Annotated in this window: 29 protein-coding genes; 5 read left to right on the top strand and 24 right to left on the bottom strand. The window is 36.1% G+C overall.

The features are described 5' to 3' along the window. Nucleotides 1-49: 49 nt before the first annotated feature. From murD to panE, 9 genes are all read right to left on the bottom strand, one after another. Nucleotides 50-1,402: a UDP-N-acetylmuramoyl-L-alanine--D-glutamate ligase gene (gene murD, locus MNO09_RS10265; protein WP_000860100.1), complete on the bottom strand. Its 1,353-nt coding sequence runs from the start codon at nt 1,400-1,402 to the stop codon at nt 50-52. Then, nucleotides 1,403-2,377, bottom strand: coding sequence for a phospho-N-acetylmuramoyl-pentapeptide-transferase (mraY, locus tag MNO09_RS10260; protein ID WP_000893058.1), 975 nt, complete (start codon nt 2,375-2,377; stop codon nt 1,403-1,405). A gap of 22 nt (nt 2,378-2,399) precedes the next feature. Beyond that, nucleotides 2,400-3,875, bottom strand: coding sequence for a UDP-N-acetylmuramoyl-L-alanyl-D-glutamate--2,6-diaminopimelate ligase (murE, locus tag MNO09_RS10255; protein WP_000766287.1), 1,476 nt, complete (start codon nt 3,873-3,875; stop codon nt 2,400-2,402). A 207-nt stretch (nt 3,876-4,082) separates the two neighbouring features. After that, nucleotides 4,083-5,999: a stage V sporulation protein D gene (locus tag MNO09_RS10250; RefSeq protein ID WP_001266244.1), complete on the bottom strand. Its 1,917-nt coding sequence runs from the start codon at nt 5,997-5,999 to the stop codon at nt 4,083-4,085. 81 nt (nt 6,000-6,080) lie between these two features. Continuing rightward, entirely contained in the window at nt 6,081-8,231 is a 2,151-nt protein-coding gene (locus MNO09_RS10245) for a penicillin-binding protein (protein WP_078183234.1), read from the bottom strand. 21 nt (nt 8,232-8,252) lie between these two features. Further along, nucleotides 8,253-8,615: a cell division protein FtsL gene (gene ftsL / locus MNO09_RS10240; protein WP_000067079.1), complete on the bottom strand. Its 363-nt coding sequence runs from the start codon at nt 8,613-8,615 to the stop codon at nt 8,253-8,255. Nucleotides 8,616-8,630: 15 nt separating this feature from the next. After that, entirely contained in the window at nt 8,631-9,563 is a 933-nt protein-coding gene (gene rsmH / locus MNO09_RS10235) for a 16S rRNA (cytosine(1402)-N(4))-methyltransferase RsmH (RefSeq protein ID WP_000472512.1), read from the bottom strand. Nucleotides 9,564-9,931: 368 nt separating this feature from the next. After that, nucleotides 9,932-11,548 (bottom strand): bacillithiol biosynthesis cysteine-adding enzyme BshC, encoded by a 1,617-nt coding sequence (bshC, locus tag MNO09_RS10230; protein WP_000403050.1) that lies wholly within the window; start codon nt 11,546-11,548, stop codon nt 9,932-9,934. Nucleotides 11,549-11,627: 79 nt separating this feature from the next. Continuing rightward, complete coding sequence (gene panE / locus MNO09_RS10225; protein ID WP_000782387.1) at nt 11,628-12,518, bottom strand: 2-dehydropantoate 2-reductase; 891 nt, start codon at nt 12,516-12,518, stop codon at nt 11,628-11,630. A 375-nt stretch (nt 12,519-12,893) separates the two neighbouring features. Here panE and MNO09_RS10220 point away from each other — a divergent pair, with 375 nt between their 5' ends. Further along, entirely contained in the window at nt 12,894-13,367 is a 474-nt protein-coding gene (locus tag MNO09_RS10220; RefSeq protein ID WP_000506703.1) for an N-acetyltransferase, read from the top strand. A 34-nt stretch (nt 13,368-13,401) separates the two neighbouring features. On the opposite strand, the gene MNO09_RS10215 is transcribed toward MNO09_RS10220, so the two are convergent. The 3 genes from MNO09_RS10215 to MNO09_RS10205 all read right to left on the bottom strand — a co-directional run bounded on the left by MNO09_RS10215 (nt 13,402) and on the right by MNO09_RS10205 (nt 14,774). Beyond that, entirely contained in the window at nt 13,402-13,908 is a 507-nt protein-coding gene (locus tag MNO09_RS10215) for an RsfA family transcriptional regulator (RefSeq protein ID WP_000246481.1), read from the bottom strand. Nucleotides 13,909-14,038: 130 nt separating this feature from the next. Then, entirely contained in the window at nt 14,039-14,212 is a 174-nt protein-coding gene (rpmF, locus tag MNO09_RS10210) for a 50S ribosomal protein L32 (RefSeq protein ID WP_001984764.1), read from the bottom strand. A gap of 61 nt (nt 14,213-14,273) precedes the next feature. Next, nucleotides 14,274-14,774, bottom strand: a complete 501-nt coding sequence (locus MNO09_RS10205; RefSeq protein ID WP_000872150.1) for a YceD family protein — start codon at nt 14,772-14,774, stop codon at nt 14,274-14,276. 213 nt (nt 14,775-14,987) lie between these two features. Here MNO09_RS10205 and MNO09_RS10200 point away from each other — a divergent pair, with 213 nt between their 5' ends. Next, complete coding sequence (locus MNO09_RS10200) at nt 14,988-16,169, top strand: nucleotidyltransferase (RefSeq protein WP_001187896.1); 1,182 nt, start codon at nt 14,988-14,990, stop codon at nt 16,167-16,169. 25 nt (nt 16,170-16,194) lie between these two features. On the opposite strand, the gene MNO09_RS10195 is transcribed toward MNO09_RS10200, so the two are convergent. Both MNO09_RS10195 and MNO09_RS10190 read right to left on the bottom strand, forming a co-directional pair. Further along, entirely contained in the window at nt 16,195-17,220 is a 1,026-nt protein-coding gene (locus MNO09_RS10195; RefSeq protein ID WP_000476312.1) for a SepM family pheromone-processing serine protease, read from the bottom strand. Continuing rightward, entirely contained in the window at nt 17,213-18,004 is a 792-nt protein-coding gene (locus tag MNO09_RS10190) for a patatin-like phospholipase family protein (protein ID WP_000662602.1), read from the bottom strand. The genes MNO09_RS10195 and MNO09_RS10190 overlap by 8 nt, the downstream gene beginning before the upstream one ends. 113 nt (nt 18,005-18,117) lie before the next feature. Between MNO09_RS10190 and spoVV the strand changes: the two genes are divergently transcribed. After that, nucleotides 18,118-19,347: a dipicolinic acid transporter SpoVV gene (gene spoVV / locus MNO09_RS10185; protein ID WP_000273092.1), complete on the top strand. Its 1,230-nt coding sequence runs from the start codon at nt 18,118-18,120 to the stop codon at nt 19,345-19,347. Here the strand turns inward: spoVV and coaD are convergent. Together coaD and rsmD are read right to left on the bottom strand one after the other, a co-directional pair. Further along, nucleotides 19,339-19,830, bottom strand: coding sequence for a pantetheine-phosphate adenylyltransferase (gene coaD, locus MNO09_RS10180; RefSeq protein WP_000200598.1), 492 nt, complete (start codon nt 19,828-19,830; stop codon nt 19,339-19,341). The two genes, spoVV and coaD, sit on opposite strands and share 9 nt — an antisense overlap. Further along, nucleotides 19,827-20,393, bottom strand: coding sequence for a 16S rRNA (guanine(966)-N(2))-methyltransferase RsmD (rsmD, locus tag MNO09_RS10175; protein WP_001266975.1), 567 nt, complete (start codon nt 20,391-20,393; stop codon nt 19,827-19,829). The genes coaD and rsmD overlap by 4 nt, the downstream gene beginning before the upstream one ends. A 530-nt stretch (nt 20,394-20,923) precedes the next feature. Here rsmD and MNO09_RS10170 point away from each other — a divergent pair. Further along, nucleotides 20,924-21,313 carry a DUF7147 family protein gene (locus tag MNO09_RS10170; protein ID WP_000616012.1) on the top strand — a complete coding sequence of 130 codons (390 nt, stop codon included), beginning with the start codon at nt 20,924-20,926 and terminating at the stop codon, nt 21,311-21,313. Nucleotides 21,314-21,368: 55 nt separating this feature from the next. Here the strand turns inward: MNO09_RS10170 and MNO09_RS10165 are convergent, their stop codons facing one another. From MNO09_RS10165 to MNO09_RS10140, 6 genes are all read right to left on the bottom strand, one after another. After that, nucleotides 21,369-21,635: a YlbG family protein gene (locus MNO09_RS10165; protein WP_002080814.1), complete on the bottom strand. Its 267-nt coding sequence runs from the start codon at nt 21,633-21,635 to the stop codon at nt 21,369-21,371. Between the two features lie 126 nt (nt 21,636-21,761). Then, entirely contained in the window at nt 21,762-22,211 is a 450-nt protein-coding gene (locus MNO09_RS10160) for a YlbF/YmcA family competence regulator (RefSeq protein ID WP_000634355.1), read from the bottom strand. Between the two features lie 116 nt (nt 22,212-22,327). Further along, nucleotides 22,328-22,900 carry a histidine phosphatase family protein gene (locus tag MNO09_RS10155; RefSeq protein WP_033657734.1) on the bottom strand — a complete coding sequence of 191 codons (573 nt, stop codon included), beginning with the start codon at nt 22,898-22,900 and terminating at the stop codon, nt 22,328-22,330. Nucleotides 22,901-22,982: 82 nt separating this feature from the next. Beyond that, nucleotides 22,983-23,228, bottom strand: coding sequence for a YlbE-like family protein (locus MNO09_RS10150; RefSeq protein WP_001200991.1), 246 nt, complete (start codon nt 23,226-23,228; stop codon nt 22,983-22,985). An 11-nt stretch (nt 23,229-23,239) separates the two neighbouring features. Beyond that, nucleotides 23,240-23,689 (bottom strand): YlbD family protein, encoded by a 450-nt coding sequence (locus MNO09_RS10145; RefSeq protein ID WP_001143337.1) that lies wholly within the window; start codon nt 23,687-23,689, stop codon nt 23,240-23,242. A gap of 186 nt (nt 23,690-23,875) precedes the next feature. Further along, on the bottom strand, nt 23,876-24,910 hold the full coding sequence (locus MNO09_RS10140) for a CAP domain-containing protein (RefSeq protein ID WP_000735386.1): 1,035 nt from the start codon (nt 24,908-24,910) through the stop codon (nt 23,876-23,878). A gap of 206 nt (nt 24,911-25,116) precedes the next feature. On the opposite strand from MNO09_RS10140, the gene MNO09_RS10135 reads away from it, so the two are divergent. Further along, nucleotides 25,117-25,482 carry a YugN family protein gene (locus tag MNO09_RS10135; RefSeq protein ID WP_001160938.1) on the top strand — a complete coding sequence of 122 codons (366 nt, stop codon included), beginning with the start codon at nt 25,117-25,119 and terminating at the stop codon, nt 25,480-25,482. A 36-nt stretch (nt 25,483-25,518) separates the two neighbouring features. On the opposite strand, the gene ctaG is transcribed toward MNO09_RS10135, so the two are convergent. After that, nucleotides 25,519-26,424 carry a cytochrome c oxidase assembly factor CtaG gene (gene ctaG / locus MNO09_RS10130; RefSeq protein WP_000069010.1) on the bottom strand — a complete coding sequence of 302 codons (906 nt, stop codon included), beginning with the start codon at nt 26,422-26,424 and terminating at the stop codon, nt 25,519-25,521. A gap of 85 nt (nt 26,425-26,509) precedes the next feature. After that, complete coding sequence (gene ctaF / locus MNO09_RS10125) at nt 26,510-26,842, bottom strand: cytochrome c oxidase subunit IVB (protein WP_000985692.1); 333 nt, start codon at nt 26,840-26,842, stop codon at nt 26,510-26,512. Nucleotide 26,843: the final 1 nt, after the last annotated feature.

Here is a 26,843-nt window from a genome sequence, read left to right as displayed (position 1 = left end):
ATGTAACAAAACATCAGTAGGTGTTAGCCTACTGATGTTTTGATTTACTTTATATAAGTTTATGCACAGCTTGTATAAAAATGTCTCCTCTTTCTTCAAATGTTTTAAATTGATCCCAGCTTGCACATGCTGGAGAAAGAAGAATTACATCGCCATCTGTAGAATGAGCATAAGCTTTCACTACCGCTTCATCTAAAGTATCGACACTTTCAACTGTATCTAATCCCGCTTTTTCTGCAGCTCTTACTAATTTTGGAGCTGTTTGTCCAAATGTTACAATTGCTTTTACATTTTTGAAATACGGAATTAAATCATCGAATTCATTTCCACGATCAAGCCCACCTGCTAATAACACAATCGGTTGTGTAAACGCAGATAAAGCTTTCTCAGTCGCTAATATGTTCGTTGCTTTTGAATCATTATAAACCTTACGATTGTTAATAGTTGTTACATATTCTAAACGATGTTTTACACCTGTAAAACGTTTTAACACCGCCGTAATTGCTTCATTAGAAACACCTAATAATTTTGCGATACTCATCGCTGCTAAAATATTTTCTAAATTATGTTGACCAGGTAAAACGATATCGCCTACTTCAACAACTTTTTCACCTTTAAAACAAAGAGCATTCTCTTTTATACACGCACCATCTTCAATTTCTTTCGTTGTCGAGAATAGTACTTTTTGCCCTTTACTATAAGCAGATAAAGCCATCACATCTGCATCATCTGCATTTATTACACTATAATCATTTTCTGTTTGGTTTTTAAAAATATTTGCTTTTGCTAAACCATATTCCTTCTTCGTCCCGTGATAATCTAAGTGGGCCTCAAATAAATTTAAAAACGCAGCAATTTTAGGTTGGAACAATTCTACTCCCATCAGTTGGAACGATGAAAGTTCTGTAACTACAACTTCATTTTCTTTTGCATCCTGTGCTACTTCACACGCTACAGTTCCTATGTTCCCTGCAATTACAGGATGCTTTTGTCCTTCTTTTAGCATTTCAAATGCAAGCATTGTCGTCGTCGTTTTACCGTTAGACCCCGTAATCCCAACAAATGGCGCTTCTGAAATACGATATGCTAATTCAACTTCCGTAACAATTGGAATTTGCTTTTCTTTCGCAGCAACTAATATTGGATTAGAATACGGGATTCCTGGATTTTTTACTACAAGAGAAATATTTCTCTCTAACAATTCTAAAGGATGACCACCGCATACAACGTCCATTCCTTTCGCTTGTAATTCTGCAGCAAGTACATTATCCGCTAAAGGCTTTCCGTCATTTACAATTACATTTGCCCCTAATTTTTGTAACAGCGTAGCTGCTGCATAACCACTTTTTGCAATGCCTAATACAAGAATATTTTTATTTTGAAATTCAGTTACAGTTTTCAATTACATCCACACCCCGATATAAATTCCTAACACAGCTAATAAAAATCCTACAGACCAAAATGTCACAACAACGCGCCACTCTGACCAACCACATAATTCATAATGATGGTGTAATGGACTCATTTTAAAGACACGTTTTCCTGTTGTTTTAAAAGAAATGACCTGAATAATAACAGATAAAGTTTCCATTACGAATACTCCACCAATGATTACAAGTAGTAATTCTTGTTTTAATAAAATCGCTACAGCTGCAATGGCTCCACCTAAAGCTAAGGAACCTGTATCTCCCATAAACACTTTCGCTGGATTTGCATTGAATACTAAAAATCCAAGTACAGCTCCTACAACTGCCATACAGAATATCGCTACTCCAAATTGCTCTTGCGCTACTGCAATAATACTAAACGCTCCAAATGCAATAGCAGCTGTTCCTGATAATAAACCATCTAAACCGTCAGTTAAGTTAACTGCATTTGATCCACCAATAAGCATAAATAATACAAGTACAAAATACGCCCAACCTAGTTCAAACTTAACATCTGTTCCCGGAATCATGATGTATGTGTGGAACGCTTGCCCTTTTCCAATTAAAAAGAACGCAATAGCAATAACAAGCTGACCTACTAATTTTTGTTTTGATGTTAAACCAAGATTTCTCTTCTTAACTACCTTTATGTAGTCATCTAAAAATCCAATTAATCCGTAGCCAAATGTCACTAATAATAATAACGAAACCTCTGCACCTAAATGATTAAACTTAATCGCCATAATAAGTGAAGTTACCATCATAGATACATATATGACAATACCACCCATTGTCGGTGTCCCTGATTTTTTTTGATGTGACTTTGGTCCCTCATCACGAATACTCTGTCCGAACTTTAATTTCCTTAAAAATGGAATAAACAATGGCGAAAGGGCAACAGAAATTAAGAATGCTACCCCAGCCGTTACTAATAAACCTTGCTCAAGCACATGTAGTCCTCCTCTCACGTTGTTACTCTTCGTTGTTTAAACGCTCTGTAATTGCTTCTTTAGCGACTTCACGATCGTCAAAATGATGAACGTCTTTACCAATAATTTGATACGTTTCATGACCCTTACCAGCAATAATGATGATATCTTCAGCTTTCGCGTTAGCAATTGCATGGTATATCGCTTCTTTTCTATCAATAATTACTTCATAATTATTCCCATTTGCACCTTGCACCATATCATCTAAAATAGCTCCTGGCTCTTCACTTCTTGGATTATCTGAAGTGTAAATTGCATGAGTTGCATATTTTGTTGCAACACTTGCCATGATTGGTCTCTTTGTTCGATCTCTATCTCCACCACAACCGACGATACAATATACATCGCCTTTTGCAAACTGTTTTGCTGTTTTTAATACATTCTCTAAGCTATCTGGTGTATGTGCATAATCAACAATAACTGTATAATTTTGTCCACCATCAACTACTTCAAAACGTCCTGGAACTCCAGCTAGTTGCTTTATTACATCAATAACCGTTTCTAAACTTACACCAGAAACAAGTCCTGCCGCTGTTGCCGCTAGTACGTTATATACATTAAATTTCCCAATCAATTTCATCGTAACATTTACACTTTCATACGGTGTTACAAGCGTAAATGTAGTTCCACCACTCGTCATAACGATATCTTTGGCCATAATATCACTTGTTGTATCAATTCCATACGTTACAACAGTTGCCGCAGTACTTCTCATATATTCCGCAGTTACAGCATCATCGTTATTCAGTACCGCGTACTTTTCACGCTCATGGTTATAACTATTGCCAAGTTGTGCAAATAGCAATCCTTTTGCATGTTTATATTCTTCCATCGTTTTATGATAGTCTAAATGATCTTGTGTTAAATTTGTAAACACTGCTACATCGTAATCACATCCGTGTACACGACCAAGATCTAAAGCATGTGACGAAACTTCCATTACTGTACTATCTACACCGTTCTCAACCATTTTTAAAAATGTCTGTTGAAGTGTTAGTGCATCTGGTGTTGTATTTTTCACCTCAAATGTTTCATCACCGATTTTCATATTAATCGTTCCAATTAGCCCCGTTTTATGACCATGTGCGCGCATAATCTCATCCATAATATGCGATGTTGTTGTCTTTCCATTTGTACCTGTAATTCCGATTAAATGTAACTTGTGTGTTGGTTGACCATAAAAATAATCAGCTAAAACCGCTAACGAACGAAAAGTGTTTTTCACAAGTACAACTGGAACGTCAACATCAATTGGTCTTTCCGCAACAATAGCAGCCGCTCCTTGTGCCGCTGCTTGCTTAGCAAAATCATGGCTATCAACCGTATATCCTTTCATACATACAAATAAGCTTCCCTCTTTCACTTTACGTGAATCAGCTTCTATAGATGTGATTTCTGGATTTTCTTTTGGAACAACTGGAAAATCATGCAAACATGATAAAAGTGTATGCAACTTCATTTCACTAAACCCTCTCTACATTGTGTATTTATCTCTTTTTTAATAAGCAACACGTTACCTCCTAAATATGTAAAATAGGAGGTAAGTGCTACTGTGTCTAATAAATAGACTTATTTATAATTGGGGCTCTTACAGCCTCAAATTAAGTAACTCTTCTATAAAGAACTCACTTCCACCAATTGTACCATAAAACGTACTAGGTTACCTTTAATTCCCGAAGTAAATTCTAATTTTTGAGCCTTCTTTCACTTTAGCTCCTGCTTCTGGGGATTGTTTAATTACTTTCTCTCCGTCTCCACTTATATCAAGCTTCAAATCGACGAGTTGTGTCTGTAAGTCTTTCTTTTTCATACCAATTAAATTCGGAACTTCCACAGTTGGTGTATCGCCCCATTTATATTCTCTCTCAACTTGTTCTTTTCTCGGTTTCACTCCCATAACAGGAAGTGCATCCCGAAGAATATTCCCAACAATTGGAGCTGCTACTACTCCACCAAATTGCGTTACACCTTTCGGATTATCAACAGCAACATAGACAACAATTTCCGGATCATCCGCTGGAGCAAAACCGATAAAAGATACTATATAATTATTCTCTAAATATTTACCATCTTTCACCTTTTGAGCCGTACCTGTTTTTCCACCTACACGATACCCATCAATGAAAGCACCTTTACCAGATCCCTTTGCTACAACATTCTCTAATGCATACCGAACTTTTTCTGAAGTTTCCTTGGAAATAACTTTTCTTTTTTCCACAGGTGTCTTTTTACTTACAACTTGATTGTTCTTCGGATCAATAAATTCCTTAGCTATATACGGTTGATACAATGTTCCACCATTTACAGCCGCTGCTACTGCCGCTACTTGTTGGATTGGCGTAACAGAAACACCTTGACCGAATGAAGTTGTTGCTTGCTCGACTGGACCGACTTTATCTAAATTAAATAAAATCCCACTACCTTCACCTTGCAAATCAATTCCGGTTTTCTGTCCAAAGCCGAAATTACGAATATATTTAAACAATCGGTCTTTACCAAGACGATCACCAAGTTCAATAAATCCTGGGTTACATGAGTTTTGAACTACTTCTAAAAACGTTTGGCTACCATGGCCTCCCGCTTTCCAGCATTTCAATCTAGCTCCACCCACTTCAGCTGCTCCATCATCATAAAACGTATCTTTCTCTAAGTCTACTAAATTTTCATTCAAGGCTGCTGCTAACGTAATGATCTTAAATGTTGAACCAGGCTCATAGGTACTCCATACTGGTAAATTTCTATTATACACTTCTGGAGAAACACTTTGAAAATCTGCTGGATCAAAACTCGGCCGACTCGACATACCTAAAATTTCACCATTTTTCGGATTCATTGCAATCGCAATCATACCATCTGGATTATATGTCGACTCTGCAATATTCATTTCTCTTTCCATAATTCTATTAATACGTGCATCAATTGTTAAACCTAAATTCAAACCAGCTTCTGGTTTTTTGAAATCATCGCCAACATTAGGCATCCTTTGTCCTTTTGCATCTGCAAAAAAACGCACATGACCTTCATCACCATTTAGCTCTTTATCATAATATTTTTCCAGTCCCATAAGACCTTGGTTATCACTACCCGCAAACCCTAATACGTGTGATAAAAAGTTGCCAAATGGATAGTACCGGATAGAGTCCTCTGCGATATAAACACCTTTCAAACTTAATCCTCGTACCTCTTTCGCTTTATCATGTGATATTTTTCTTCCACCTTTATCTAACCTTACAATCGATTCTTTTTTTGTAATCCGCTTATAAACCTCATCTTTTTCCACACCTAATACTGCAGCTAACTTCTCTGCAGTCTCTGCTGGTTTTTCAATTTGCCTCGGTACAACAAAGACAGTTGGGGCACTTTTATTCGTAGCAAGTTCCACACCATTCCGGTCTAAAATCTTCCCACGTTCAGGTTCAAAAGTAATATTACGACTCCATGAATCTTTCGCACGATCCGTTAACATATTCCCAAGAAAAAATTGCACATATCCAAGACGAATATCGATGATAGTGAAAATAAGTATACCTGATATGAGTATAAAAATAAGTCGTTTTCTAACTGTTACATTTGATACACGCATATTGGAACAAGCCTCCCTTACGCCTAGCTTGTTCCAATATATGCTTGTACTTATTTAATTAGAACTTCTTCTCTTTTACCATTACTGTTTTTCTGCTTCTTGTTGTGGTTCAAGTGGCGGTACAAGTGTTACACCTAACTCTGTACCAGGTTGTAACAATGTTCCTTCTGCCACACTTTGTTCAGTTACATATCCGGTACCAGTAGGTTTTAGGTTAAGCTTTAATGTTTTCGCTAAATTCATAACATCACGCAGTGCCCAGCCTTGTATATTTGGCATTGTAGGTTTATCTCCTACTAAGAAGACTCGGTCACCTTTTAATGTTTGCTCAGTTGCTTTTGGCACTTGCTGCTGCACTTTCCCTTCACCTAATACGATTGGACGAAGTTTTGCTTTATCAATTGCCTTTTTCGCTTCTTCCATCGTTTTCCCTGTTACATCCGGAACGACAGTTTGTTGTTCTTTTACATATTTTTTCGGGTCTTTTATTTCATTTGGCTTAATCTTTAAATACTCTAAACTATTTTTAGTTACATATTTAAAAATATCAGCTAAAGGCTGTGCGCCATTCTCATCATCTTTCAATTTCGGCTGTTTTACAGCTACATACACAACAAGTTGCGGATCGTCCATAGGTGCCATCCCTAAGAATGAGAATATATAATTCTCTCTTCCCGTCATATAGCCACCTTTTCCATCCGGAATTTGCGCTGTCCCTGTTTTACCACCAACTGAATATCCATCGATTTTATAAGCAGTTCCTGTTCCTTTCGGCGATGTAACGACGCGTTCTAATAACTGTCTTACTTGCGCTGCTGTTTCTTTCGTAACAGGTTTTCCCACTTCTTCTGGCTTATGTTCTAATTTTACTTCGCCTGTTATTGGATCTACAATTTTATCAATTGTATAAGGTTTCATCATTTTTCCATCATTTGCAATAGCAGTTGCAGCTTGTACAAGCTGTATTGGCGTTACAGTAGAACCTTGTCCAAAAGCTGTTGTTACTTGCTGTATTTGCTGATCGAATATAATTGTATTTGAACCTTCACCAGGTAAATCAATGTTCGTTTTTTCATCTAATCCAAAACTATGAATATATTTTCGGAAACGTTCTGGGCCAAGTTTTTGATCCCCTAAAATTGCAAACGCTACGTTGGAAGAGCGCTCTACCCCTTCATCAAATGTGATAGATCCCCATCCTGCTCCGCCGTTATGATCTTTTATTTTTCGGTTTCCGACTTGATATGTACCAGACTGATAATAATCTTGTCCTTTATACACACCTTCATTAATAGCTGCCGCTAGCGTGAAAATTTTCATTGTTGATCCAGGTTCAAATGCATTTGCAATTGCGTCATTATAAAAATATTTATTATTCTCTTGGTTCGGATCATAACTAGGCTTACTAGACATCCCTAATATTTTCCCTGTTTTTGGATCCGCAACAATTGCTATTAAGCTTTCTGGTTCATAATGTTTACTCGCTTCTTTCATTGCGTCTTCTAAATAACTTTGAATACGCTGGTCAAGTGTTAGATATACATTATCTCCATTTTTAGGTGCCTCTACATTCACTTTCCCGCCGTCAAGAGACACGCCTTTACGATCGCCTGTATAAGCTACTTTTCCGTTAGAAGCTCCTAAATACTTATCCAAACTCTTTTCTAAACCAAATTGCCCTATAGCAATCCCCTTATCATCAGGTCTCGCATGACCTACGACATAAGATGCGAAATCACCGTTTGGATACACTCTTGCATTTTCAGTAATAAAAGATATACCTGGCAATTTTAATGCTTCTATTTGTTCCTTCTGTTCTTTCGTCAAGCCCTTACCTAATTTCCCAAATTCCACTTGACTTCTACCTTCTTTATTTAACGTATCTAAAATCTTCTCTTCATCTTTTCCGAGTACTCCCGCAATTTTCTTTGCAGTATCCTCTTTATCCTTAACTGGATTCGCACCTTTTAATTCCGCTACAAGTTTATAAGAGTTTGCATCTTGCGCTAATACATGACCATTTTGATCATAAATCGTCCCGCGATTCGCTTCCAGAACTCCTGTTTTACTATGTTTTTGCTTAGCAAGTGCATCCAAATCTTGATTATGAACAGTTCCTGTTGCTTGTATGTAAAAAAATCGGGCTAACAATAGCAAAAAGAGCAGGAGGAATAAAATCATAAAATACCCTGCTCCCTTATTGGTATGAAATTTAGTCATATTTCTCTTCATTTTCCCTTCACACCTATTGCCTTATTTGAGGCCCTTCACATTATTCGCATTAATTTCTAGCCCGTGCTTTTTTGCAACTTCAGCGATTCGTTCATAGCGACTTAACTTCTCTACTTCAGCCTGTAACTCTTGATTTTCTTTTTGCTGCTGTACAATTTTTTGTTCTATCGTCGCTGCTTCTACATTAACTTGATAAAGGCCTGCTTTATTTCCAATAAACGCTACACAGGCATACAATAAAAAGCCAATAAATGCTACATACAACAGTTTTTCGATTCTTGTAATCTTCGCTTTAGCTTTTGGCTGAACCATCTGCTGTGGGGGCGTTTGAATCTGTATCTCTTCTTGCGCTTGTTGTTTGTACTTTACAGCTAAGTTACTCATACCTCTCTCCCCTTTTTATCGTTTTTCAGCGATTCTCAATTTCGCAGAACGCGCTCGATTATTTTCTTCTAACTCTATATCAGAAGGTAAAATCGGTTTTCTTGTAATAAGTTTTAATTTCGGCTTAAATTCATCAGGAATAATTGGTAATCCTGGTGGCAATTGTGGCGTTGTACTATTTCGCTTAAACGTCGTTTTACAAATACGGTCTTCTAAAGAATGGAATGTTATAACACTAACTCTTCCGCCCGGCTTGACCATCTCAATTGCAGATTCCAACGCTTCTTCAAATACTTTCAATTCATCATTTACCGCAATACGGATTGCTTGGAACACTCGCTTCGCAGGGTGTCCACCCGTTCTACGAGCAGGAGCTGGAATACCCTCTTTAATTAGTTCTACTAATTCTCCTGTCGTTTCAATAGCTTTATTCTCACGATACGCTTCAATTTTCCTTACTATTTGTTTTGAAAATTTCTCTTCACCATACTGGAAGAAAATCCTTACAAGTTGCTCATATGACCAGCTATTTACAACATCATATGCTGTTAATGGGGCATCTTGATCCATCCGCATATCTAACGGTGCATCATGATGATAACTAAAGCCACGCTCTGGTGTATCTAATTGTGGGGATGAAACACCTAAATCAAATAAAATACCATCTACTTCTGTTATACCTAATTCCTGTAGTTTTTCAGATAAATAACGGAAATTACTCTTTACTGTTATGAACTGCTCACCGTATGAAGAGAATCTTTCTTTCGCATTTTGAATCGCTATCTCATCTTGATCAAACGCGATTAATCTTCCACCTTCAGTTAATTGGGATAATAAATAAGAACTATGTCCTCCTCCCCCCAGTGTACAATCTACATATGTACCACCTGGCTTTATATCTAAGCCGTCTACTGTTTCCTTCAAAAGCACTGTTACGTGTTTAAACATTGTTGCACCTACTCTTTTTCCAATTAATTATGTTGAATGCATCTCCTCCTCCAAACGCATATTTCACGATTAGAGAACGAAATACTATGAAAGAACGACTCATTTAACTTGCCTACAAAGGCAGCATACTATACAAATCGCTATTTTCTTTTATTATATACTAAATTTTATCATCTTTTGCGGGAATTTAAATAAAAAACTGTCGAAAAAGATGATAATACGTTTACATTTTGTGCTATTTTGTCATATATTTAAGTATCCTGCATAATTACGATATCCACTTTTTTAAAATTAATAATTCAGAAAAATTCCACTTCACAGTAAATTCAACGGGACAAAAATAAAATCCTGCTCCTAAGAGCAAGATTCTATAGTTTTATAACATGATGTTTTCCGTCCCAAGAAAACGGTTTTTCCATTACACGATCCACGAAATCCAAACCGAACTGATTTAAATAGTAACATACATTCCACACACGCTCTTGCGGCGCCCCTAATGGACGAAGTGCAAATTGTATGCGACGGAATTTATTTAGCTGTACTTCATGTTTTTTCTCAACATTTCTTTTCAACATTCTTTCCAACAGTTCAATTTGTTCATTAATTTTGAATTCATTTTTCCCTGCAAACGCACTTAATCCAGGATCTATTTTCTTCACAAACTGTTGTAATGACGTATGGATATCAATTATTTCTTTTTTCGCCTCTACAAATCGATCATCTATCGGTTCCTCTATTTGATTAGATAACCAGTTTTCACGCAACTTATCTACGTTATTTAAAAACGGATCACTGTCTTGCAATTGCAAATCGTATAAATCTGTCGCTATATCCCTCTCTACATAAGTGATTGTAATACGCGGAACGACAGGCGGCATTTGGAAACCAATCGTATGGAAAACTTGTTGCAATTCACTCCAGTAAGCTAATTCCCCTGGTCCTCCAATAAACGCGAGCGTAGGAAATAGATACTCTTGCATAAGAGGGCGCGTTACAACATTATTACTAAAGCGTTCCGGACTTCTTTCCATCTCTTCCATCAATTCCTCATATGAAAAGGAATACGCTCCATCCTTCCCTACAAACTTCCCTTGATCGTCTTCAAGTAATACTCGCTCATTATCAATTTCCATGAATATATGTACTGCATTATACTTTGTTTCAATAATCGGTTTATATCCTAACTCTTTAATTATTTCCTGTTGGTTATGAAGCCCCTCTTGCACTTCTTTATACTTACCTATAATTTGCTTAAAAAACGGCACTTCTAATTTTCTTAATTCAGGATGATGTGAATCAACAAGAATTAAACCAGAATTAACGAACATTTTCATAATAAGATGGGCAAAGAAATCTACATACGTATTCGATTCCCCCAAAGAATCATCAATAAATTGCAGTACATCCTTTGTAAAATTCGTTTCAGGGTATGTTTTGAAAATTTCTTCAATCCACTTTCTACAGTCTTCCAAAGAAAGCTCGGACTCTGAAGCACTCGCCACTTTCGGATTACGATCATGAAAAATAGTCTTTTTTATTTTTTTATTCTTCGTTACAAAAGTATGATTAATTTCATCCATATCATGGTCTTCACCAGCAATCCAGAAAACAGGAACAACTTTAATACCTAAACTTTCTTCCTTCTCCCTCGCAAGCTGTAAAACTGAAATAATTTTATGAATTGTATAAAGTGGTCCAGTTAATAACCCAGCTTGTTGTCCAGCTATAACAACATATGTATTTTCTTCTCCAAGCGCTTTTACATTTTGAATCGTAGCTTCTCCCGCTTGTAAATTTGTATTATATTCTAATAAATGCGCTACTAAATCTTGGCGGAAAAACTCCCTCTCACGCAAATCATGTACACGCTGTTTAAAAGCATCTTCTGTTAACATATAGTCAAAACACGACTGTATCTCTTTTTTACCGTTCATATAGTCCGCTACAACACCTTGTTGCGGAACAGAGATTTCTTTTATCTCCATATAATTCTTCCTTTCGTATCCTGTTCTCTCACCAATCCACATTGTAGTCAATGTTGCACGTAAAAGCAAAGAATTACACTTATTCTTTTACTTCTAATCCTTTTATTGCATCGAACAAAAATTGAAGTGTCGGAACGGATCGTTGCTGTTTCTTAGCTTCCTCTAATACATATCCAACAATCGCACCAATTTCCGTTTGTCTATTCGCCCTTACATCTGCCAGCATAGATGATGTATTATGAGACGTTCTTTCACATACGTGACGTACCATTTTCCATACCATTTCTTTTTCTTCTTTAACAAGAAAAACGACTTCCTGAAATACTTGCTCCATCAATCGAATAAAAAACGGGTTCGTAATCAACTCTCCGTTCTGGACTTGTAATAATGCTGTCAATGGATTGATACATACATTAACTACTAATTTTTTGTGCATGACATCCTTCCAATCATCTTCTATTTGAATCGGAAAATGAGGAAATGGAAAGCACTTAAATATTTTTTCGAAGTGTATAGACTGGCCGTGCACGATTCCAAACTTCGTTACACCTATCCCCGTATGATAAACGATATGTCTTTCTTCTTTTTTTGCACCATGCTCTACAATCCCAACTGCAATATTTTCATTCCCTATTTTCTGCATAGCATGAAGATGCGACATTCCGTTTTGCAAAAAGATTAATGAGGATTCCCCTCGCACAAAAGGCAGTATGTCAGTTATATGATATTGCTTAACAGCAATAAATATATAGTCTAGCTTCTGGTCTAGCATACTTTCTATTGGCAAAACAGGTGGGAATACGGTTTCACGTTTTTCCTCCCTCATACAAGTTACACCCGTTCTATTCAATTCCTCAGCCTGTTTAGCTGTCCTTGTAAACAACGTAACATCTTGATTACTTTTTTGTAAATAAAATGCATATAACAGACCGATAGCTCCTGGTCCCACAACTCCGATTTTCATTTTCACACAAGGAACTCATATAAATACGATACACAAGTCCCTTTTCCCTCCCCCTTTTTATCCCGCAAACGCCTGATTGGTGCGGAATCATAATTAACTAAAGGTGAACAAATCCCACCGATTACAGTTTCACTTTATCTTTCTCAATTCCATGAACACATTTTACAATTTCATTGCTCTTTAACAACCAAATGCAACCTCTTCTTTCAATATGTATATACTACCTATTAATATGCTTCTACTCTTAGTTTAGCAAATCCTCAAAAAAATAATAAAAGAAATATACTATCTTCTTCATAAAAATAAAAAAATGAGTTATAATATTATTATAAATATTTTTACTTTTCTGCATTCAACGAGACAAGAAAAGGATGTGATGTTATGGGATTCCCAAAAGTTGAGCGCTTGCTCATCAATTATAAAACATTAGACGAATTTAAAAAATTTAAAGGTTGCGGAGCTCAAGAACTATCCATGTTAGAAGAATTACAGGCAAACATTATTGAAAACGATAGTGAATCTCCATTTTACGGTATTTATTATGGCGGATCACTAATTGCACGTATGAGTCTATATATGAAAAGGAACGGCGGGGAACCATTCGAAATTACAGGTACTTACCTAGAACTCTATAAACTTGAAGTGTTACCAACTTTCCAAAAACAAGGATTCGGAGAAATGCTTGTAAATTATGCGAAGGGGCTACAGTTCCCAATTAAAACGATCGCACGTATCCATTCAGCTGGTTTTTGGGATAAATTAAATTTCCAGCCTATATCAGTACCTGATGGTGATTTTTATGTTTGGAACCCAGAAACAAATTTGAATGCGGTTACAAACGAAGAGTCTGCATAAGAAATAAAAAAACAGCTACATAGCAGCTGTTTTTTTATTTCTTTAACTTTTCTAATTTCCCATTTGAACGAGCGCTATTTCTTTCCGCTACCATTACACTTCTTTTTTGATCGATATAATCAAGCAATGTTCTATACTCTTCCTCATATACTGATAATCGCTCCAAAAGACTCTCTCTCTCTGTTTGTAACGATTCAATTTGCTGTTGCAACACCATTAAAGAGTTTTCATCTTTATAATTTTGCAAGAAATCAATAACATCATTCAATGTAATTGACGTAGGCTCTACTACCTTTGTCTCTTTTACTTCATAATTTTCTACTTTACGTAGTTGCTTCGCTTCTTCAATACGTTCTTTGTATTGCTTTCTAACGTAAGAATTCCATCTAAAGCCACATGCTGCTGGTGTACGAGATAAATGTCTTCCCACTTCTTTAAAGGCAGATAATTGCGTTCCACCTTCTCGAATATGCCGGAGTACTACTTCTGCCAGAAGCAAATCTTCATCATCAGTCCAAGCATCTTGTCTTGTTGTCGCCATCTCTCTAGTCCTCCCTATGCATTTTTTATTAAGCATATGCAGTTACTAGAAAAGATAGAATACAACAAATAAAGAATAAGACAAAAAAAAATAAACGTAGAAGATATCTTCTACGTTTATTTTCCCGCAATTACTTGCTGATTACTTCTTTACCTTTGTAAGTACCGCATGCTTTACATACACGGTGAGCTAATTTCGCTTCACCACAGCTTGGGCACTCTACCATACCAGGTACTGATAATTTGAAATGCGTACGACGCTTTCTTTTTACTGTTTTAGAAGTTCTTCTAAAAGGTACAGCCATTCTTCCCACCTCCTTAAAAGAAATAGTTATTTTCATATGAAGGCCTAAACCAGTCTTCCGATTATTTGTCAAAAAACTTTGCAAGTCCTGCTAATCGTGGATCAACAGTCTTTTCTTTGTTTTCTTCCGAAATCACTTGCCAGTCTTGACCTTGCATCGGTGCTCCACCAGAAACATCATCACTGAAAATTTGCATTGGAATCTCCAAAAGTATATTTTCCTTGATTACGGGCAGTAAGTCAAGTACTTCTCCTTCTAAACAATGAATTTCAGCTTCAGTTTCAAATTCTTCTTGTGAAGTTTGGAACACCTCAGTTGTTTTAATGTCAAATGGTAATGTCACATCTACTAAAGAGCGAGAACATGGTAAAACCATGCTTCCAGTTATATGTAGATGGAACGTAAACTTACCGGAGCCAAAATCAACTCTTCCTGTTACATGAGCAGGATTAATTTCACGAATATCTTTCTCGACCTCTTGCAGCTCACTTACATCTACCATCTCATCCAATGTCAATCCTTTATTTCTCAATTTATTCAATTGATGGATGGACCATTTCATATCATATCACCTCAAGGCAACAAACAAAATTATAGCTAGCCATTTTATATTTGTCAATGTTTTTTCTTTACACTATAATGAAGTCATCATAGTAAATAATATATAGAGTATCACGTTTTTGAAAAAGATGCTACATCGAAAGGAGAGATTACCATAAAAGCCAGTGGTATTGTTGTTGAATATAACCCTTTTCATAACGGTCATGATTATCATGTGCAACAAACAAAAAAGTTAACACACGCCGATATTACAATCGCTGTTATGAGTGGCCCTTTTTTACAGCGTGGTGAGCCAGCACTCATATCCAAATGGTATCGTACCAAAATGGCCTTATCATGCGGTGTAGACCTTGTTGTAGAGCTTCCATACGCCTTCTCAACACAAAAGGCTGAAACCTTTGCAAATGGCGCTATTTCTATTTTAAACGCCCTGCGTGTTTCTGAAATTTGTTTCGGTAGTGAAGATGGGCAGATTGAAAATTTTCATAACGCCATCTCTGTGCAAAAAAATGAAGAAGATACTTTTAATCGTCTTGTAAAGCAATTTATGAATGCAGGTAACAGTTACGCAAAAGCTACATCTGAAGCCTTCCTACACATTTTACCATCCGAAAAAAACATAGACATGTCACAACCGAATAACATATTAGGATTCCAATACATGAAATCAATTTTCTTACAAAATAGTTCTATGCAAGCACAAACGATAAAAAGATTCGCATCTCATTATCATGATGAAACATTTAGCGACCAACATATTGCAAGCGCAACTAGTATTCGTAAACAACTTTTTAGCGAAAATAGTTCTTTTACAGAAATTGAGCCTTTTATCCCAAAAGCGACTGCTTCTCTTTTAGCAAGTTACAAACAAAACTACGGGATATTACATAATTGGGAACAATACTTTTCATTTTTCAAATACAAACTCATGACGATGTCTCCAGAAGACTTACGACATATATATGAAATAGAAGAAGGTTTAGAGCATCGTATTTTATCAAAAATACAAAACAGTTCCTCCTTCCATTCATTCATGGAAGCATTAAAAACGAAGCGTTATACATGGACTAGATTACAAAGAGCTTGTACACACATTTTAACAAATACAACAAAAGAAGAAATACATAGCGCAAATATAGAGCAGCATGCACCGTACATTCGTCTACTAGGCATGTCACAAAAAGGACAAACTTACCTTTCAAAAAACAAGAAAAAAATAGAACTTCCCATCCTTACCCATACAAAAACATTTGACCATCCTACTTTACATATAGAGCGAAAAGCCAATTCTGTATATTTCTCCATCATGCAAGAACCATTACGAACACAACTACTAAAACAAGATGCAACACACCATCCAATTCGTTATGATGAAACAACTGCAAAATTTCTATAAAAAAACCTCTCTTTTTCAGAGAGGTTTATTTTTTCTCGCCCATTTTTTCCAAATACAGCAATGCATCATCCAGCGTATCAACTGGTACAACTTTCATTTTTGTTTTAATATCTTTCGCAGCCTCAAGCGCATCTTTATAATTCGATTTCTCCGCACCTTTTTCATTTGGCGCAAAGAACACTTCAGCACCAGCATCACTTGCAGCGACCACTTTTTGCTGAATACCACCAATCGGGCCAATTTCTCCCTTTTCATTTATCGTCCCTGTTCCAGCTATTTCATGCCCTCTTGTTAAATCATCTTCCACAAGTTGATTATATATTTCTAATGTAAACATTAGGCCTGCCGATGGTCCGCCTATTTCATGAGAATCAATTTTCACTTTCGGATCTACCACTAATTCTCTTTCAGTAACGATAGAAACCCCTATACCAACACGCCCATTACCATTCGGAATGGTCTTTACATTTAAATTTTCTTTTAGCTGTTTCCCATTCCTCTTGTACTCAATATTTACTGCTTCCCCTTCTTTTTTTCCTGTCATATATTCAATAAATTGCTCCGTCTTTTCAAATGTTTTTCCGTCGACAGCTATGATGACATCTCCAAGCTTAAGCTTTCCTTCTGACGGCATCCCTTTCGCTACTCCTGCAACCAATACACCTTTATTTTCAAAAGAAACAGTACGGTTTGCACGTTTATACGCATTATAGATTGCTGCATTTTGCGAATCTTTCATCGCATAATTTTGGCGAAATTGATATTCTTCATCACTCTCACCTTTTTGCAATATTTCTTCCGCTTTCGAAATATGTGTATATTTATTAAACTGTGCCGCTATTAAATTCACCACATTTGCTGGTCCCATTGAAACCGTAACAAGCATAAAATCACCGGATTCTTTCGTTCCACCCTCAACTTGAACGTAAGGCTCTAATTTGGCCGCCATTCCTGGTTTTGTTACATAATACGGTAAACGTACGTAAACAAGTAACATCGCCAATATAACCCCTATTAAAATTGCATATATAAACCGAAAACGCTTAAACATTATGTTTCTCCTTCCACTGCTCAATTAATAAATAAATATTTGCAACATGTTTTTCCGCCTCTACTTCTCCAACTCGAATAATGTCTTCAATGTTTGTAAAAGCACGTGAACTAAATTGTTCTACAGCTGGTCGCATCATTAAATCCGATGCAATTTGTCGATTCATCACCAGCTCATGTTGCATAATTTCAATACTCTGCATAATTACATCATAAATAGACGTAACCTCTCCATTCACTTTAATCGGCGATACATCAACAGCAATAACAATATCGGCACCTAACTCTTTCACAACCGATACTGGAATGCGATCAATCACTCCGCCATCCACCAATAATCGTCCATCTATTTTTTCTGGTACAAACACTCCAGGTACAGATATGCTAGCTCTCACAGCCTCTGCAACAGGACCACTTGTAAAAACTACTTTTTCCCCCTTCAAGATGTCAGTAGCCACAACAGCCGTCGGGATATCTAACTCTTCTAAATTTTTATTATATGTAAACATTTTAATCATATCTTTGACACGTTTTCCAGCAATAAATCCCATTTTCGGAACTGTAAAATCTAAATAATATTTCCTCTTAAAAACATTTGCCAGTTTATACAACCTTTCAACGTTTGAGCTAGCTGCATAAAACGTACCTACTAAAGCCCCCATACTACTTCCTGCAATCATATGAATCGGTATACCATTTTCTCTTAAAACTTTTATAACACCAATATGCGCAAACCCTTTTGCGCCCCCAGATCCAAGAGCTAAACCAATTTTCGGTTCTTTCATTTTTCTCACCCTTTAATTTTTTTCATTCCTTTTTCATACTTATGGTCTAAATGCACTACGTATCCACGTATACTGAAATGAACGTTTTTTGGGACAAAGGGGGATTTACTTACATGTATGAAAAATGGAAAACGGCTTTTCTTACCATATCAACACTGTTTTTAACCTTTTCTCTTGTACTTCACCCCCAAGCTGCTTTGCAAGCTTCCATTCGAGGGTTAAATATATGGTGGGAAGTTGTATTCCCTTCACTTTTACCGTTTTTCATCATTGCGGAACTTCTAATTAGTATTGGTGTTGTAAAATTTATAGGTGTTATATTAGAACCACTCATGCGACCACTTTTTCGCGTTCCAGGGATAGGCGGATTTGTTTGGGCAATGGGAATGGCTTCAGGATTCCCTGCTGGCGCCAAATTAAGCGCTAGACTACGTAAAAGTAATCAGCTAACACAAATCGAAGCAGAACGCCTCGTATCTTTTACAAACTCATCTAATCCACTTTTTATTTTTGGAGCTGTTTCTATCGGTTTTTTCAATAATCCGAAATTAGGAATCGTATTAGCTGCTGCACATTATTTAAGTAACTTTGCCGTCGGGTTATTGATGCGTTTTTACGGCAATAACAATATTTCCACGAAGGATCAACATCCTACTAAAAAACGTCCTTTTCAAAACCCTTTTTCAGTCCTACACGAGACGCGCATGCAAGAAAAAAGACCATTAGGAAAATTACTTGGGGACGCTATCGTTTCTTCTATTCAAACGTTACTTATGATTGGTGGATTTATTATTTTATTCTCTGTTTTAAATAAAATGATTACTGTATTTCATATTACAGCAGCACTTTCTTTTATTATGCAACATATTTTATCATTCTTCCAACTAACTACAGAATTTAGTATTCCAATCTTATCAGGCATTTTTGAAATGACACTCGGTAGCCAAATGATTAGTCAAATAAATGAAACACCCCTCCTGCAGCAAGCTATGGTAACAAGCTTTATTTTAGCGTTTAGCGGCCTTTCTATTCAGGCACAAGTTGCTAGCATATTAGCTGAAACAGACATCCGATTTAAGCCCTATTTTTTCGCACGAATTATCCAAAGTATTCTGGCTCCTATTTTTACTTTTATATTTTGGAAACCATTTTATGAAAAAGTAAGCTCTTTTTCACCTATGCAAAAAGATATCCCCGTATTTTTATCGAATCATTCTCCTATACTGCAAGAAATTTGGACATCTTTTGTACACTATGGACCGATCTTTACTTTATTTTGTTTATATGTATATGTTATCTTATTATTTTTTCGTAGCAACAAAGAAAAACCCCGTTCACTTTAACGGGGTTTGAAACTTTTCTTTTAAAGCACGTTCTACAACAGGAGGTACAAGATCTACTACGCTTCCTCCATATCTCGCAACTTCTTTCACAATGCTCGAGCTTAAAAATGAATATTGGTTATTTGTCATAATAAAAAAGGTTTCAATATTTTCATCTAATTTTCGATTCATAGAAGTAATTTGCATCTCATATTCAAAATCAGAAACCGCTCGTAACCCACGCAAAATCGCGTTTGCATTACGCATTTTCGCATACTCCACTAGTAGTCCACTATGTGAATCTACTTTTACATTCGGGATATCCTTAGTTGCTTCTCGAATTAAATCTAAGCGCTCTTCAACTGAAAAGAACGGTTTTTTTGACGAGTTGTTTAAAACTACTACGTATACCTCATCAAATACTTTTGCTCCCCTTTTAATAATATCTAGATGCCCAAGGGTAATTGGATCAAAACTTCCCGAAGAAATAGCTATACTAGTCATTCCGTCCCCTCACCTTCATACTTATAAATCGATATTGCTGTAATCCCATAATTTTCAGCTCTTACTTTTACAAGACTCCCTATAGAATCAGGTAAAACCACATCATTACCATGCTCTGACATAATTAATCCATCTCTATGCAGCAATCCATGTTGATCCATCACACTAATTAAAGATACAATTTTTTGATCTTTATATGGAGGATCAATTAATATAAGATCGAATGATATTTCACGTTTTATAAGAGCCTTTACCGCACGTTCTGCATCATTTCGATATACTTCAGCTTGTTCCTGTATTCGACAACTTTCTAAATTTTGATGGATTACTTTTATCGCTTTATTATCTCGATCAACAAAAATTGCTTTATCAATCCCTCTACTTATAGCCTCGATTCCAAGACCACCACTACCGCCAAATAAATCAAGAGCGATACCACCATCAAAATAAGGACCTATCATATTAAAGATTGATTCTTTTACTTTATCTGTCGTTGGACGTGTTGTATTGCCTGGCACCGCTTTTAGTGGATGCCCTTTACATTTTCCTGAAACTACTCTCATCTGTTGTCACTACCTTTATTTCAATCTATCGAGCAATTATAGAAAACCTTTCTCCATTCGGTAACCGCTACCAAACTATACTATTCCATGAAATTTCACATTCATCTCTCAACGAACAATAGGAGAACTTTGGCTTAAAATAACCGCTCTGCATTTTTATGTATTCATCTCACCATGCGCTAACACGAACCCATTATGTATATTCGTTTCACTTTATCTTTTTTATCCTATCATAAAATAAAAAAAAGAAAAATAAAAAGCCAAACATAAAATTTAATTTCATGATGTATATCTTCATTTAGATTGGACATAAATAATTATAACAACATCACCTTCGATGTTGTTGCCAACCGCGGAGAAGACTTACGTTTCCCCATAAGTTCTTCCTCCGGTTTCTCCTCTCCCTTTGCCTTCTTACTAGTACATGCTAGTATAAGAAGGGCCCTGCTTTGCAGGGTTTTTTTTCTTTGTCTACTTTTCATTTAAAAAGTGAGATGGTACAGTAAGTAAAAGAAAGAGGAGGAAAAAATATGATTCAACGCTTTATAGAACTCGGAGAAGGCTACTCTGATTTATATGAATTACTTGAAATTGCCAAAGCAAATCAAGAACGTATAACACATATGTTACAATTTGAAACGATTAAAAATGAAAAAAAAGTGTGCTCACTTGTTGTAATATTAAAACCAACTACTACTGGTGATTTCCAACCATTATACATATGTCGTGAAGGCATTCCTGTACTTGAAAATAAAAAAAGTAAACGCGTCATTTTATTTGAAGAAACGGCAGAACAACTAGGAAGAAAAGTGACTACCTTTACGGTAAAACCATCCACAACTTTCCCAGAAAAAGAACTGTTTTTCAATCATTTAATTGGTATTTTACGAATGAATAATTTCATTCCTCCAATGAAATAAAGTGTTACTTCAAGTAAAAAAATCCCCTACTAAAATTAGCAGGGGATTTTTTCTATTAACTATAATCGTATTCTTTTGCCCGATCAGGACGTGAATTTTCAAATTCCGTTTTTAAATACGGGCGGTACGACTGTTCTATCTTCTTCACAAAAGGAAGTTTGTTCAACTTTTGCATCATATGCTCAATTTGTTCCATATCACAATATACTACTGCGTATTTTAAGCGTTTTGATATGTAATGTATGTTACCATATTTCCTTAAAATCTTGGCATGTTTCAATGAATGTAAATAAACAATCATACTTTGTCGTTGCCCGAACATAATCTTCTCCATCTTCTCCTTTTAAAAACATATATTTTATATTTTATGAAAACCAATCAGAAATTTATGACATTACAGGACAAACTCTGTATACGTTTTCTTCTATCTTCTAAAAAACGGGGTAATTTACCCCGTTTTACAGCCACAACCTCCGCCGGTACCACAACCGCCACCACAGCCACCAGCATCAAAAAATGGATTTCCTGTTGGAACTTTGATGGAAGAAGACACCTCAGAACCGATTGCTACACTAACTTCATCTAACAACTTTTGCAAAGCTGTTTCTACTCGTTTAAAAGCTGCAACCTTATCATGTAAGTCTACAGAACGCTTTAACTCCCTCATTTTCGTCGAAACGAAAGTATAATCAGGATGGTATTTACCGAAACGTTGCACTTCTTCATATCGTTCTTTCATCGCTGTAAATTGCTGAATTAACGTCTGAACTTCCATATCTTCATGCAATTCTTTATAACACTTACGATAGTCTTCTGCTATATCTGAACAGATAATCGCTTTTGCAAGCTGCTCTGCCTTATCTAATATCAATACGCTTTCCAGCGTCGCTACAATCATGAGAGACACCTCCGAGTATTCATCATACCACATTTAGAATAGAACTACTAATTGAAGTGTCTCACTAAACAGAAAGATATCACTCTAACTATTTTCCGTATAATCCCAGCACATACTTATACATTAATATGTTCCGCAATATTATATTTCAGAACATCCCATTTCCCACTATTTTCTTTCACATAACTAATACATGCATTTTTTAATGGTGTCTTAAACGAAATATCTTCCGGTGCAATTGCATGTAAAATTGCTTTTATCGCATGTGAATGAGCTACAATGATAATACGTTTGCCAGAATGGGTTTCTGCAACATCTTTTATAGCAGCAAAGCAACGAGTTACAATCTCTTCATCTTGCTCCATACCTTCTACTTTACCTTCTGCAATTAGCTCCCTAACAGTCGCAACCGGCTTCCCAGAAGCTTCACCAAAATTACGTTCAACAAATCGCTCATCTAATAAAATCGATTGCAATCCTGCAGCCCCTGCAATTTCCTTAGCTGTTTCGTGCGCTCTAATTAATGGGCTACTTATAATTACATCCCATGCTTCCGCTTGCAAAGCAACTGCACTTTGACTTGCTTGCTTCTTTCCCACTTCATTAAGTGGAATATCTTCACGTCCCTGAATAATCTCTTGAAAATTCCAATCAGTTTGTCCATGTCGTACTAAACAAATTTCCGTCATGCTCATGCTGCAACTCCTTTTTAAATAATCCGCTTCTATTGTATCAAAAGTTCTGCATGACGGACATAGTTTTCCCTTCCAATTATGTTGTATTTTGCTGCTTCATATACTGAAACATATCGATCATAATGGAGGCAACTGCCAATTGGTTTTGAAATTTCTCAACTTTATCTGGTATCGTTTTTTTGAAATGCTGCATAGCCGCTAACTCAAATGCCTCTTTTTCTTCAGGGTTTCGCGTTAGTTTTCTATACCAGTACGGTTGCTCCCTAATATAGCGAGATAAATCCTCATCAGCCTTTATAAACTCCATAATTTCTGCTCTCATCCGCTTTCCCCCTAATCCTTCTGAAAGAAAAATGGATTATTTTCGGAAGTACTTTCTTCTTGCCGCGCGGGCTTCCCTTGAAATTGTTGAAAAACTTGTTGCACACTACCAATAGCACTCGTCACATTAGCTAAATGGTGTTGCATCTGTTCCACATCTAGCTTTTTAAAGAAAGAAAGCATTTGTCCCATCACATCAGCAGTTTTTTCCTCTTCAGTTCGATTATCTTTTTCTTTTTCTTTTTCTTGTTTATTTTCTTTTACCGAAGAAAAAGCTGGCGCTCCATCAGGCCTAAAAGTTGCCCATATCGGATCTTCTTCACCAAGTAAGTACCATTCTTCATAAAACTGTTGCCAAGTTTTGTGACCACTTCTAACCTCATGAACCATTTTAGGGTGATGGTTTACAAACTCTTTAAACTGTTGAACCGATGGATGTAACGGCCCTTTTGTTGTTGGCATAATCCTCACCTCTTCATGTATATCTACTATATAGTAAGAAAAAAAAGGCACATGGTTCGCCTATTTTTAGACGATTCATGCACCTTTTTATCCTGCTATTTGCATACGGTAAGATTCCGACCTACAATTCAGTGAATACGAAGTACTTAAACGTGAGGTGTCCCCTACACAACTTAAAATTTCACTTTATTTCCGAATAAAGTTTTGTGTATAAAACTTATCGTATACCCCAACACCTAATCCTGTAAATTGTTCATTTAATACATTCTTTCTATGCCCTTCACTATTTAACCAACCTTGCACCGCCGCAATTCCATCACTATGTTGCGCCGCTATGTTCTCACCAGCAAGTTGAAACCCTACTTTCCCGCGCTGTAAACGATCTCCTAACGTACCTAATGTAGGTGAATCGTGTGAAAAGTAATTATTATCCTTCATATCTTTACTATGCCCTATAGCCACATCTGCTGTTTGTTGATCCCAAGCTAACAGCGGTAACTTATGGCGACTTCGAATAATATTTGTTAAATCAAAAATTTGTTGCATATTCCCATTCTCTATTTGTTTCATTTTATCTGGAGTCAATGGTTGTTCAGCTAGTAATTCACCCGAATAAACAAGCTGATACGGTCTTTGGCGTAATAACGTTTCATCATCCATATAACGAACACCAACAAGCTCATGTGTAAAATGATCAAAATATAATTGTGCCCAGCCATCTTCTACAGGTATTAATGGTTGTTCCATCACTTCCGTGTCAGATAACTCAAATTGATAACTATTTTTCCCTCTTTTTAACGAAATCTCATGCGAGAGTGGATTCTTTTTATACACTTCTTCATACTTTTCATTTATATAATAAGGCGGCACCTTAACTTGCTCACCAGCAACATACGCCGTTACAACTTTTCTTTCTGCAACCCCAAATTGCACATACTGAGTTAAATCTTGATTATATACCCACCATTCATATCCGTAAGCAGATGGCTCTATTCGAGATGGTTCGCCCCATTTTGCTAATAAATTTTCAGAGTCCCCACCAATCATATTTAAAACAGTATCGGAAGAGTCTTCATTTACTTGTTTTTTCTTTTTCACAATTTTATTTTCTTGCTTTGATTGAGATGGGGTTAATATATATTGTGAAACGAGTAATTTCCCGTATAAATCAACAGCTAAAATTAAAAATGTAATCATTACGATACGCAATAATTTCTTCAATCGATATACCTCCTGCACAAAACATAAAATTGAGATATACACAAATCCTTTTCTTTCCTTTTTTGTGTGTACCGTACTCTTTTCACTATATCATATTTTCGCAAAAAAAGTCTGGATTCTACCTTTTCTCTCAATATGAATTGCACTTTCTTATTATTCATACTATTATAAAAATAATGTTGTAACATGAAAAGAGGAGGTATTATATGCAATTTACAAATACGAAATTTAATGGGGCAGTCGTTGATTTAACACTATTAACAGAGATTATGGAAAAGAACCATTTTGTACTTGCTGGACAGTGGGATTATGAACGAGTTACATACGATTATAAATTTGAAATATTAAATGATATTTATTATTTGCGCGTACAAGGTTTGGCTGTTGAAGGTGATGTTGGTAGCAGACACGCTGAAATAAAGCTACTTCCTCCCTTATTAGGAAAACATTATTATCCTCACGGCGTTGAATATGGTGATGGTGAAACTTTCCCAACGAATGTACTTCAAAAAAGCGAACAACTCCTACAAAATATCGAAAAAGAGTTAAAAGAATTCCAAATCATTGAATAAAATAAAAGTGAGTGCATCATATTGATGCACTCACTTTTATTTCGTTTGTAAATACGGCGGCAATTGTTGCAACTGCTCTTTATCCTTTTCACGCTCTCGACGCGCCCATCGAAAGAATACATAGCCTATAATTGTGCCATACACTATTTCCTGGACAATTTTCATAATGATGCCACCTGTTTGTTGGTCTTGTACGACTGGCATCCAGTGTAAAAATTCTGGTCCCGTTATATTTAAATCTGATAAAGTTCCCGCCGGTACACAAAGTTCCATCGCCTTCATCCAAGCAGCCGGATCCGTATACGTTGCAAATAATGGCGCCGTCGCAAAAATGATTAACGCGCAAGCTGGCGTTAATAATATACCGTTAGCAAACATATAACCAAGTTTCTTTATATCACTTAACGTTTGATATTCTGGTAATGGATTTAGCATCGGCCACCACATCATGATTGCCGTAAAGAACAATATAGCGAGACAAATAGGATGAGCAATTTGACTTTGTTTTACTGTATCAAAAACAACTGGTAAATGATAAAAAGAAAACAGGCCATTAAATACAAACAATGCAATAAGTGGCTTAGCAAATATCTTCAATATAATTTGAACGAACTTAAAAGAAGTAATATAACGATATAACCAAACTGGTATACCAAGCAACAATAACGGTGGAACTGCAATATACATAACTGCCATTTCAAACATATGTGCACTAAATATAATATGACCAATTAAATCAATAGGCCCTCCCTTTACAAAATACAAAAGAACAATCCCGGTCGTAAAATAAAAAACTTGCTTCTTACTTACCTTTTTCGCATGTTCAAATCGCATTCTATATGGCCCAATAATTAAAAAGTACCCGATAAGGATCGAAAGCATAAATAGTAAAAAGATTGGACTCCATAGAGCTTGAAAACCAAATATCCACAAGTTACTCATTGTCACACCTACCTTCTTAAGGTTATCCTTTCACATAACATGAAGAGGGAGCTGTGACGACACAAGCTCCCTTATTTTTCACTTTTCAAATCCACACAATTGTCATAAAAGCTAAAATTGTAATTAACCCGATCAACAGACCAGAATAAAGAAAGAAACTTGCCGCTTCATGTCCTTTATGACTCATATGCATAAAATAATACAATTGAAAAATTACTTGTACCACTGCTAATAGTAAAATAAATGGTACTGAGAAAGTCGGACTAAAAGTTTTCGGATATGCGACTGCTGCAAATGCAACTAATGTTAAAAAAATCATTAATGCAAATGTAATAACTTGATGCTTCATTTCCTCCGCACTTTTTCTCTTCCGATAAACAAGATCAACTTTAGGATTATTCATTTGCTTTATCGCCATT

This window comes from Bacillus sp. N5-665, assembly GCF_022637375.2.
GTDB classification, from domain to species: Bacteria; Bacillota; Bacilli; order Bacillales; family Bacillaceae_G; genus Bacillus_A; species Bacillus_A wiedmannii.
This window is presented reverse-complemented; position numbering and strand designations above follow the sequence as displayed.